Here is an 11,664-nt window from a genome sequence, read left to right on the forward strand (position 1 = left end):
CCGCGCTGATGCTATAAACAACGGCCCGCCTTTTGGTGGGCCGTTGTGCATCAAGTGACTGGCAACCCATAAGCCGTTAACGTACAAATCCCTATTACTGTTCACCCGGCGCTCAAGGCTGATAATGCGATTGGTTTTTTCCACAAAACTCTTCAGCTACACCCTGGCCCTGCTACTGGCCAGCACCGCCGTGATCGCGGCCCCGCAAACCTACCTCACGGTCTACGGCGAACCGGCCAAGTACCCCACCGGCTTCACCCATTTCGACTACGCCAACCCCAACGCGCCCAAAGGCGGCAGCCTGCGACGCTCAGCCATCGAAATCGGGCGCTTCGACCATGTATTGCCGTACATAGACAAAGGCATCGGCGTCTCCCAGGTCGACGGCTGGCTCTACGCCCCGCTGGCCCAGCGCTCCCTGGATGAGCCCTACACCGTTTACGGCCTGGTCGCCGAAAAAATGGAACGCGCCGACGACGGCCTCTCGCTGCGCTTCTACCTCAACCCCAAGGCACGCTTTGCCGATGGCACGCCGATCACCGCCGAAGATGTACGCTACAGCTTCGACCTGCTGATGACCCAAGGCAGCCTGCGCTTTCGCACCCTGTTCGCCGACGTCAAACACGTCGAAGTCGAAGGCGAGCGCCAGGTGCGCTTCGACTTTTCCAGCAATGAAAACCGCACCCTGCCTCTGGATATCGCCACCCTGCCGGTATTCCCCGAGCATTGGTGGAAAACCCGCGACTTCGCCAACGGTGGCGGCTACGAAGCGCCGCTGGGCAGCGGCCCGTACAAAATCAGCAAAATCGACTCCGGCAGCACCATCACTTTCACCCGCGACCCCGACTGGTGGGGCAAGGACTTGCCCGTCAGCCGGGGCCTGTACAACTTCGACCACTTGAGCCTGGAGTACTTCGGCGACACCGAGGTGGCCCGCCAGGTGCTGCGTGGCGGCGCCTATGACTTCAACCGCGAGTTCTCCGCTACGGGCTACTCCATCGGCTACAACGGCCCGGCCCTCGACGATGGCCGCCTGCAACGTGCGCACTTGGCCAAAGAGATGCCGCAACCGGCCCAGGGCTATGTGTTCAACGTGCAAAAACCGATGTTCAAGGACCGCCGCGTGCGCCAGGCGCTGGCGATGCTGTGGGACTTCGAATGGGCCAACCGGCAGATGATGCGCAATATGTACATCCGCCAGCAGAGCTTCTTCTCCAACAGCCCGCTGGCTGCAAGCCAACCGCCGACCCCAGAGGAACTGGCGATTCTTGAGCCACTGCGCGGCCAGGTGCCCGACGAAGTATTCACCCAAGTTTTCAAGGCGCCGGTCACCGACGGCAGCGGCATGATCCGTGACAAACAGCTGCAAGCCCTGGCACTGCTGGAAGCCGCCGGCTGGACACCCAAGGGCGACAAGCTGGTCAACGCCGACGGCGAGCCACTGGAGTTCACCTTCCTCAATGCCCAGGCCGGTCTGGAGCGCCTACTGCTGCCGTACAAGCGCAACCTGGCGCAGATCGGCATCACCCTGAATATCCGCCGCATAGACTCGTCCCAGTACGTCAACCGCATCATGGCCCGCGACTACGACATGATCGTCATCGGTTTCCCGGTCACCACGTCGCCAGGCATGGAGCTGTACAACTACTTCGGCTCGCAGGCCGCCTACGACCCTGGTGCGAACAACTACATGGTGCTCAAAGACCCCGCCGTCGATACCCTGATCAGCGGGCTGGTCAAAGCCAACACCCAGGCGCAGATGCTCACTTACGCCCATGCCCTGGACCGCGTGCTGCAATGGAACTACCTGTGGATCCCCAACTATTACCCGCCCGGCACTTCCGCTGCCTGGTGGAACCGTTTCGGTCGCCCGGCCATCGAGGCCAAAAACGACGAAGCGCTGGAAACCTGGTGGGAAATCAGCCCCACACCACTGACGAATGAGCAAATGAACGCCGAGCTGAAAAAACGCGGAGGAACGCGCTGATGTTTGCCTATATCGTGCGGCGCCTGCTGCTGATTATCCCCACGCTGGTGATCATCCTGCTGGTCAATTTCGTGATCGTGCAGGCCGCGCCCGGCGGCCCGGTTGAACAAGCCATTGCCCACCTGCAGGGCATCGGTGGCGGCGGCATTGGCGGTGGTGGCGGCGAAGCCGTCAACGGCTCGCGCGCCAGCCGTGGCCTGGACCCCAAATTGATCAAGGACATCGAAAAGCAATACGGCTTCGACAAGCCCGCGCCGGAACGTCTGTGGCTGATGCTCAAGAACTACGCCCAACTGGATTTCGGTAACAGCTTCTTTCGCGGCAAAAGCGTGATCGACCTGATCCTGGAAAAAATGCCGGTGACCATTTCCCTCGGTTTATGGGCCACCTTGATCACCTATCTGGTGTCGATCCCCTTGGGGATTCGCAAGGCCGTGCGCCACGGCAGCAGCTTTGACGTGTGGAGCAGCACCGCGATTGTCATCGGTTATGCGATGCCGGCCTTCCTGTTTGCGATGTTCCTGATCGTGCTGTTCGCCGGTGGCACCTCGCTGAACTGGTTCCCGGTGCGCGGGCTGGTCTCGGAGAACTTCGACGAACTCAGCACAATCGGCAAAATTGCCGACTACTTCTGGCACCTGGTGTTGCCCGTCAGCGCCCTGGTGATCGGCGGGTTCGCGACGCTGACCATCCTCACCAAAAACTCATTCCTGAATGAAATCACGCGCCAATACGTGGTCACCGCCCGTGCCAAGGGCTTGAGTGAACGCCGGGTGCTCTACGGCCATGTGTTTCGCAATGCCATGCTGCTGGTGATCTCGGGGATTCCCCAGGCATTTATCAGCGTGTTTTTTGCCGGTTCCCTGTTGATCGAAGTGATCTTTTCCCTCGATGGCCTGGGCCGCATGAGCTACGAAGCCGCCGTATCCCGCGACTACCCGGTGGTCTTTGGCTCGTTGTTTATCTTCACCCTGTTCGGGCTCTTGATAAAACTCATCGGCGACCTCTGCTACACCCTGGTGGACCCGCGTATCGACTTCGCCGCGAGGAACGCCTGATGCTTAATCTGTCTCCGGTGGCCCGTCGGCGTTTCGAGCGCTTCAAGAAGAACCGCCGTGGCTGGTGGTCGCTGTGGCTGTTTATCGGCCTGTTTATCCTGACCCTGGGCGGCGAGTTGATCGCCAATGACAAACCCTTGGTGCTGAGCTTCAAGAACGAGCTGTATTTCCCGGTGTTCAAGCGCTACACCGAGCAACAGTTCGGCGGCCAGTTGCCCTTCCAGGCCGACTACCGCAGTGACTACGTGCAAAAGCTGATCAAGCAGGACGGCGGCTGGATGCTGTTCCCGCCGATCCCGTTCAGCGACGACACGCCCAACTACGAACTGACCCGCCCTGCCCCCAGCCCGCCCTCGACGGTGAACTGGCTGGGCACCGATGATCAATCCCGCGATGTGCTGGCGCGGGTCATCTTCGGCGCACGGGTGTCGATCCTGTTTGCCCTGGCACTCACTGCCATCAGTGCCGCCATCGGCATCGCCGCTGGCGCCTTGCAGGGCTATTACGGCGGCTGGGTCGACCTGCTCGGTCAGCGCATTCTGGAAGTGTGGTCCGGACTTCCGGTGCTGTACCTGCTGATCATTTTGTCCGGCTTTGTCGAACCGAATTTCTGGTGGCTGTTGGGGATCATGGCGCTGTTTTCCTGGCTGGCCCTGGTGGACGTGGTGCGCGCCGAGTTCCTGCGCGGGCGCAACCTGGAATACGTCAAGGCCGCACGCGCCCTGGGCCTGGGCGATGGCAAGATCATTCGCCGGCATATCCTGCCCAACGCCATGACCGCCACCTTGAGCTACCTGCCGTTTATCTTGACCGGGGCAATTTCAACCTTGAGCGCCCTGGACTTTCTCGGGTTCGGCATGCCCGCCGGCAGCGCGTCCCTGGGCGAACTGATTGCTCAGGGCAAGCAAAACCTGCAAGCGCCCTGGCTGGGCCTGACGGCATTTTTCACCTTGGCGCTGATCCTGTCGCTGCTGGTCTTTATCGGCGAGGCATTACGTGATGCCTTCGACCCACGCTCATGAGTAATTGCGTATGAACCTGATCGAGATCCGCGACCTCAGCGTCGCCTTCAGCGGCCAGACCGTGGTGAGCAAACTGTGCCTGGACGTGCGCCCTGGCGAATGCCTGGCCTTGGTCGGCGAGTCGGGTTCGGGCAAGTCGGTAACCGCCCACTCGATTCTGCAATTGCTGCCAGACGCGGGCACGCACACCACAGGCTCGGTGAAGTATCGCGGCCAGGAGCTGATCGGCGCGTCGACGGCCACCTTGCAAAAGCTGCGCGGCAACCGTATTGCGATGATTTTCCAGGAGCCGATGACCTCGCTCAACCCGCTGCACAGCATCGAAAAACAGATCGGCGAAACCCTGCTGCTGCACAAGGGCCTGGGCGGCAAGGCGGCGCAGTCACGCATTCTTGAGCTGCTCGAACTGGTGGGCATCCAGAAACCCCAGGAGCGCCTCAAGGCTTACCCGCATCAACTCTCCGGCGGCCAGCGCCAGCGGGTGATGATCGCCATGGCCCTGGCCTGCGAGCCGGAGCTGCTGATTGCCGACGAACCCACCACCGCGCTGGACGTGACCGTGCAGCGCAAGATCCTGCTGCTGCTCAAGTCGTTGCAACAACGCCTGGGCATGTCGCTGCTGCTGATCAGCCATGACCTCAACCTGGTGCGCAGCATTGCCCAGCGTGTGTGTGTAATGCGCGCCGGGGAGATTGTCGAGCAGGCCGACTGCGAGACGCTGTTCACTGCGCCGCAACACCCCTACAGCCGCCTGCTGCTGGATGCCGAGCCGTCCGGCGATGCGCTGTGCAGTGATGAACGTGAGACGGTGTTGCAAGTCGACGACCTGAGCGTGCAATTCCCCCTCGGCGGCGGGCTGTTCAGGCGCAAAACCTGGCTGCGCGCAGTCGACGGCATTAGCCTTAGCGTGCAGCGCGGCAAAACCTTGGGGATTGTCGGCGAGTCCGGCTCGGGCAAATCCACCCTCGGCCAGGCGATCCTGCGCTTGCTCGATTCCACCGGCAGTATCCGTTTTCAGGGTGAAGCCCTCGACCCGCTGAACAACCAGCAGATGCGCCCATGGCGCAAGCAGATGCAGGTGGTGTTCCAAGACCCGTTCGGCAGCCTCAGCCCGCGCATGTCGGTGCAACAGATCATCAGCGAAGGCCTGGAAGTGCACGCGCCGTGCAGCCTGGCCGACCGCGATGCGCAAGTGATCCAGGTGCTCAAGGACGTGGGCCTCGACCCCGCCAGCCGTCATCGTTACCCCCATGAGTTTTCCGGTGGCCAGCGTCAACGCATCGCGATCGCCCGCGCCTTGGTGCTCAAGCCTGCGCTGATGCTGCTGGATGAACCGACCTCAGCCCTCGACCGCACCGTGCAGAAACAAGTGGTGGCGCTGTTGCGTGAACTGCAGGAAAAATACGGCCTGACCTATCTGTTTATCAGCCACGACCTGGCGGTGGTGCGGGCCATGGCCCACGACATGATCGTGATCAAGGACGGCAAGGTGGTGGAGCGCGGTGCGAGCCATGTGGTGTTCGACGCGCCGCAACATCCCTATACCAAAGAGCTGCTGGCGGCGGCGCACATTCCCTTGTAGGCGCTGGCTTGCCTGCGATGGCGATCTTGAGGACGCCATCGCAGGCAAGCCAGCTCCCACAGGACCGTATTCCAATCATATTTTGCGTTGGCAGTGTGAGCATGAACATCAGCGACAGCCTCAAGGACTACCAGCAGGTTCGCGGCCTGGCCATCCAGTCGCTGTTCGAGATCATCGAGCAGTCCAGCGAAGGCACGGTGATTGTCGATCGCGACGCGAATATCGTGTGGATGAATGAGCGCTACGCCAAACGTTTTGGTCTTAAAAGCGCCGATGAAGCCATCGGCCAGCCGTGCGAGCAAGTGATTTCCAATAGCCTGTTACGCCAGGTGGTGCGCAACGATCAGCCGATTCTGCTGGATATCCAGGACACGCCCAAAGGCCCGTTGGTGGTGATGCGCCTGCCGATCCACGATGACGCAGGCGCGGTGATCGGCGCGATCGGGTTTGCGCTGTTTGATGAGCTGCGCAACTTGTCGCCGCTGATCGAGCGCTACCTGAGCATGCAGCAGGAGCTGGCCTCCACCCGTTCGCTGCTGCGTTCACGCCAGAGCAAATACAACTTCGCGCATTTTATTGGCACCAGCGCGGCCAGCCTGGAAGTCAAACGCCGGGCACGACGCAGTGCGAGTGCCGAGTCGCCCGTGTTGCTGCTGGGCGAAACCGGCACCGGTAAAGAGTTGCTGGCCCAGGCCATCCACGGCGCATCAACGCGCGCCCATAAAGCATTTGTCAGCATCAACAGCGCGGCCATTCCCGGCGACCTGCTCGAAGCCGAGTTCTTCGGCACAGCACCGGGCGCCTTCACCGGCGCCGACCGCAAGGGCCGCCCCGGCAAGTTGCAAATCGCCCAGGGCGGCACGCTGTTCCTCGATGAAATCGGCGACATGCCACTGCCGCTGCAAAGCAAACTGCTGCGGGTGTTGCAGGAAAAGGAATACGAGCCGGTGGGCTCCAACGAAATGGTGCACAGCGATGTGCGGGTGATCGCGGCCACGTCCATGGACCTGGAAGCGGCGATCAAGCGCGGCGAATTCCGGGCGGACTTGTATTACCGCCTGAACGTGCTGCCGATCCAGGTGCCGCCGTTGCGTGAGCGCCTGGAAGATATTCCGGCGTTGAGCGAGGCGATTCTTGAAGAGTTGCGCAGCCAGCATGAGCTTGACCGCGAAGCCTTGGCGTTGCTGGCGCAGCACGCGTGGCCGGGGAATATCCGTGAACTGCGCAACGTACTGGAACGCGCGGCGTTGTTGAGTGATGACCTGGTGCTGGATGCCGAAGAGATTCGCGCGGCGATCGGCACGTTCAGCCCGGTGGCCCGTGGGCGGGTGGAGACGGTCGAGGGCGAGACATTTGCGGCGGCGCGGGAGCGCTTTGATCGGCAGGTGATTGCGGCGGCACTCAAGGCCTGTGAAGGCAATGTGGTGGAAGCCGCCAAGCGGTTGGGGCTGGGTAGATCGACCCTGTACAAAAAAATGGTGGCATTGGACATGAGCGAGTCTCAATAAATAGACAAAACTCCACAAACAAAGACAGTCCACTGTGGGAGCTGGCTTGCCTGCGATAGAGGCCCATCAGTCAATACCTATTGAACTGAACCACCGCTATCGCAGGCAAGCCAGCTCCCACTTTTGATCCTTGTCAGTCTCAAAAAAGAGATAATCTCAAGAATTGCACCCGCACAAAATAATAATATCTATATATTTCAACAACTTAATCAATTGGCACACATCTCGCTATAGCCCCTCTCCAACGCACCACCCCCACAAAAATAACAATTCGATCTGGAGACACACCATGAGTGTGATCATTGCCCTGGCAGCCCTCGCGCTGCTGATGCTGGCTGCCTACCGTGGCTACAGCGTGATCCTGTTTGCCCCTATCGCCGCCCTCGGCGCCGTGCTGCTCACCGACCCGTCCGCCGTCGCCCCCGCGTTTACCGGGGTGTTCATGGAGAAAATGGTCGGCTTTATCAAACTGTATTTCCCGGTGTTCCTGCTCGGCGCGGTGTTCGGCAAGCTGATCGAGCTGTCGGGTTTTTCGCGCTCGATTGTGGCCGCCGCCATCCGCTTGCTTGGCACGCGCCAGGCGATGCTGGTGATTGTGCTGGTCTGCGCCCTGCTCACCTACGGCGGCGTGTCGCTGTTTGTGGTGGTGTTTGCGGTGTACCCGTTTGCGGCGGAGATGTTCCGCCAGAGCAACATTCCCAAGCGCCTGATCCCGGCGACCATCGCCCTCGGTGCGTTTTCGTTCACCATGGACGCCCTGCCCGGCACGCCGCAGATCCAGAACATCATCCCCAGCACCTTCTTCAACACCACCGCCTGGGCGGCGCCGTGGCTGGGTTTGATCGGCACGGTCTTCGTGTTCTGCACCGGCATGCTCTACCTGGCGCGCCAGCGCAACAAGGCACAACGCGCCGGTGAAGGTTATGGCACCGAGCTGCGCAACGAGCCGGAAACCGCCGACAACCTGGCGCTGCCCAACCCGTGGGTCGCGCTGTCGCCGCTGATTCTGGTGGGCGTGATGAACCTGCTGTTCACCCACTGGATCCCGCAGTGGTACGGCAAGACCCACAGCCTCAGCCTGCCGGGCATGAGCGCGCCGGTGACCACCGACATCGCCAAGCTCACGGCGATTTGGGCAGTGCAGGCGGCGTTGCTGGTGGGCATCGTCATGGTGCTGGTGTTCGGCTGGTCGGCGATCAAAAGCAAGCTCGCCGAAGGCAGTAAAAGCGCGGTCAGCGGCGCGCTGCTGGCGGCCATGAACACCGCCTCGGAATACGGCTTTGGCGCGGTGATCGCCTCGCTGCCAGGCTTTCTGGTGCTGGCGGACTGGCTCAAGGGCATCCCCAACCCGCTGGTCAACGAAGCGATTACCGTGACCCTGCTGGCCGGTATCACCGGCTCTGCCTCCGGCGGCATGAGCATCGCTTTGGCGGCCATGTCCGAGAGCTTTATTTCGGCGGCCCATGCGGCCAATATCCCCCTTGAAGTGCTGCACCGGGTTGCGGCCATGGCCAGTGGCGGCATGGACACCCTGCCCCATAACGGCGCGGTCATCACCCTGCTCGCGGTCACCGGGTTGACCCACCGCGAAGCCTACAAGGACATCTTCGGCATCACGATCATCAAGACCCTCGCGGTGTTCGTGGTGATCGGTACTTTCTACGCCACTGGCATTGTGTGAGGTTTTCATGACGACTTTGAATGGCAAGACCGCCCTGGTTACCGGCTCTACCAGCGGCATCGGCTTGGGCATCGCACTGAGCCTGGCCAAGGCCGGCGCCGACCTGATCCTCAACGGCTTCGGCGACGCCAGTGCGGCGGTCGCCCAGGTGCAGGCGTTCGGCGGCAAGGTCGGGCATCACCCGGCGGACGTCAGCGACCCGGCGCAAATTGCCGACATGTTTGCCTACGCCGAGCGCGAGTTCGGCGGCGTCGACATTCTGGTCAACAACGCCGGTATTCAGCACGTGGCGGCCGTGGAAGACTTCCCGGTGGAACGCTGGGATTCGATCATCGCGATCAACCTGTCGTCGGTGTTCCACAGCACGCGCTTGAGTTTACCGGGCATGAAGGCCAAGGGCTGGGGGCGCATCGTCAATATCGCATCGGTGCATGGTTTGGTCGGTTCGGTGGGCAAGGCGGCCTACGTGGCGGCTAAACACGGGGTCATCGGCCTGACCAAGGTGGTGGGCCTGGAGACCGCCACCGGTAACGTCACCTGCAATGCCATCTGCCCAGGCTGGGTGTTGACGCCGCTGGTGCAAAAGCAGATTGATGATCGAGCGGCCAAGGGCGTTGATCCGCAGCAGGCGCAGCATGATTTGCTGGCCGAGAAACAGCCGTCGCTGGAGTTTGTGACGCCGCCACAGCTGGGTGAGTTGGTGTTGTTCCTGTGCAGTGAAGCTGGCGCCCAAGTGCGCGGCGCCGCGTGGAATATCGATGGCGGCTGGCTGGCCCAGTAAATCAGGCAAGCCAGCTCCCACAGTTGCGACCTGTGTTGGCTGGAGGTTTTGTACAAAAACAAGAGATTGCGCAAATGTCCGAGATCCTCTGGCAACCCTCCCCCGAACGCATCGCCAACACGCGAATGGACCAGTTCCGGCGCTTCATCAACCAACACTACGGCGTGCAGCTGCGCGACTACCCAGCCCTGCACCAGTGGAGCATCGACCAGCGCCCAGCCTTCTGGCAGGCGATCGTGTCCTTTTTCGACGTACACTTTCGCAACCCGCCCAGCACCACGCTGATCGAAGGCGCGGCAATGCCCAGCGCCGAGTGGTTCCCAGGCGCGACCCTGAACTTTGCCGAACACCTGCTGCGCCGTCGGGATGCTCACCCGGCGGTGGTGGCGGTCAGCGAAGAGGGCCAGCGCGAACAACTGACCTATGCCGAACTGGCCGAGCATGTCGCAGGCTTGCAGCGCAGCTTGCGGGCGGCCGGTGTGACCCAGGGCGACCGCGTGGCTGCGTGCATGCCCAACACCTGGCAAACCCTGGTCGGCATGCTTGCCACCACCAGCCTGGGCGCGATCTGGTCGTGCTCCTCGCCGGACTTCGGCACCCAAGGCGTGATCGACCGTTTCGGCCAGATAGAACCCAAGGTGTTGATCACCTGCGCGGGCTACCGCTACGCCGGCAAAAACATCGACCAAAGCACCAAACTCAATGAAATCCTCGAACGCCTGCCGTCCCTGGAACAGTTGATCATCGTGCCGTATGCCCAGCCCCAGGCGCGCGTCGAGGACTACCGCACCCACGCCAGGGTCGCACTGTGGAACGACTTCTACCAACCCGGCGGCGAGCCTGAATTTGTCCCGGTGCCGTTCGATCATCCGCTGTATATCCTGTACTCCAGCGGCACCACGGGCGTGCCCAAGTGCATCATCCACGGCACCGGCGGCGTGCTGCTCACCCATCTAAAGGAACACGGACTGCACGCCGACCTGTCGCGCGAAGACTGCCTGTTCTACTACACCACCTGCGGCTGGATGATGTGGAACTGGCTGGTGTCAGTGCTGGCCCTGGGTGCCACGGCGGTGCTGTATGACGGCTCGCCGTTTCACCCCGGCCCCGAGCGGCTGATCGACCTGATCGACGCGGAAAAAATCAGCGTATTCGGTACCAGCCCCAAGTTTCTCGCCACCCTGGAAAAGGCTGGCCTGCAACCGCGCCTGAGCCACGATTTGGGCAGCCTCAAAGGCCTGATCTCGACCGGCTCGCCGCTATCGCCGCAGAGTTATGACTATGTGTACCGCGAGATCAAGGCCGAGCTGTGCCTGTCGTCAATGTCGGGCGGCACCGATATCGTCTCCTGCTTTGTGATCGGCAACCCGGTGCTGCCGGTACGGCGCGGCGAAATGCAGTGCAAGAGCCTGGCCATGGCCATCGAAGTGTGGGACGACCAGGGCCAGCCGCTGGTCGGGGAAAAAGGCGAGCTGGTGTGTACCCGGCACTTTCCGGCCATGCCGATTGGCCTGTGGAATGACCCCGACCAGAAAAAACTGCGGGCTTCGTATTTCAGCCAGTTCCCCGGCGTATGGGCCCAGGGCGACTACGCCGAGCAGCGCGCCAATGGCAGCCTGCTGATTCATGGGCGCTCCGACGCGGTGCTCAACCCCGGCGGTGTGCGCATCGGCACCGCAGAAATTTATCGCCAGGTGGAAAAAGTCCCGCAGGTCCTGGAAAGCCTGGCCATCGGCCAACGCTGGCAGGACGATGTGCGGGTGGTGTTGTTTGTGCGGCTCAACGAAGGCATCACGCTGGATGACGCGCTGGAGCAGCAGATTCGTCAGGTGATCCGCGCCAACACCACGCCGCGCCATGTCCCGGCGAAGATCCTCGCCGTCAGCGACATACCGCGCACCATCAGTGGCAAGATCGTCGAGCTGGCGGTGCGCAATGTGGTGCATGGCGAGCCGGTCAAAAACACCGATGCCCTGGCAAACCCGCAGGCGCTGGAACAGTTTCGCAACCGCCCTGAGCTGGCGGACGGATGAAAGGTTTCAGCT

The 11,664-nt window shown here is 61.8% G+C and carries 8 protein-coding genes; all 8 read left to right on the top strand.

What is annotated here, in order from left to right; genetic code table 11:
* Positions 1–124: 124 nt before the first annotated feature.
* The 8 genes from HBO23_RS25985 (at position 125) to HBO23_RS26020 (ending at position 11,652) form a co-directional block, all read left to right on the top strand.
* Positions 125–1,987 carry an extracellular solute-binding protein gene (locus tag HBO23_RS25985; RefSeq protein ID WP_170040270.1) on the top strand — a complete coding sequence of 621 codons (1,863 nt, stop codon included), beginning with the start codon at positions 125–127 and terminating at the stop codon, positions 1,985–1,987.
* Positions 1,987–3,045: a microcin C ABC transporter permease YejB gene (locus HBO23_RS25990; protein ID WP_069788428.1), complete on the top strand. Its 1,059-nt coding sequence runs from the start codon at positions 1,987–1,989 to the stop codon at positions 3,043–3,045. The genes HBO23_RS25985 and HBO23_RS25990 overlap by 1 nt, the downstream gene beginning before the upstream one ends.
* On the top strand, positions 3,045–4,067 hold the full coding sequence (locus HBO23_RS25995) for an ABC transporter permease (RefSeq protein WP_056859498.1): 1,023 nt from the start codon (positions 3,045–3,047) through the stop codon (positions 4,065–4,067). Before HBO23_RS25990 ends, HBO23_RS25995 begins: the two co-directional genes overlap by 1 nt.
* A gap of 10 nt (positions 4,068–4,077) precedes the next feature.
* Complete coding sequence (locus tag HBO23_RS26000; protein ID WP_017136941.1) at positions 4,078–5,649, top strand: ABC transporter ATP-binding protein; 1,572 nt, start codon at positions 4,078–4,080, stop codon at positions 5,647–5,649.
* 101 nt (positions 5,650–5,750) lie between these two features.
* A complete protein-coding gene (locus HBO23_RS26005) occupies positions 5,751–7,157 on the top strand; it encodes a sigma 54-interacting transcriptional regulator (RefSeq protein ID WP_169987659.1) in 1,407 nt (468 codons plus the stop codon).
* Positions 7,158–7,446: 289 nt separating this feature from the next.
* Entirely contained in the window at positions 7,447–8,838 is a 1,392-nt protein-coding gene (locus tag HBO23_RS26010; RefSeq protein WP_099489563.1) for a GntP family permease, read from the top strand.
* Between the two features lie 7 nt (positions 8,839–8,845).
* Complete coding sequence (hbdH, locus tag HBO23_RS26015) at positions 8,846–9,619, top strand: 3-hydroxybutyrate dehydrogenase (protein WP_099549137.1); 774 nt, start codon at positions 8,846–8,848, stop codon at positions 9,617–9,619.
* 74 nt (positions 9,620–9,693) lie between these two features.
* Positions 9,694–11,652 (top strand): acetoacetate--CoA ligase, encoded by a 1,959-nt coding sequence (locus HBO23_RS26020; RefSeq protein ID WP_170040273.1) that lies wholly within the window; start codon positions 9,694–9,696, stop codon positions 11,650–11,652.
* Positions 11,653–11,664 lie beyond the last annotated feature (12 nt).

Source organism: Pseudomonas sp. WS 5532, from assembly GCF_012985445.1.
GTDB lineage: Bacteria > Pseudomonadota > Gammaproteobacteria > Pseudomonadales > Pseudomonadaceae > Aquipseudomonas > Aquipseudomonas edaphica.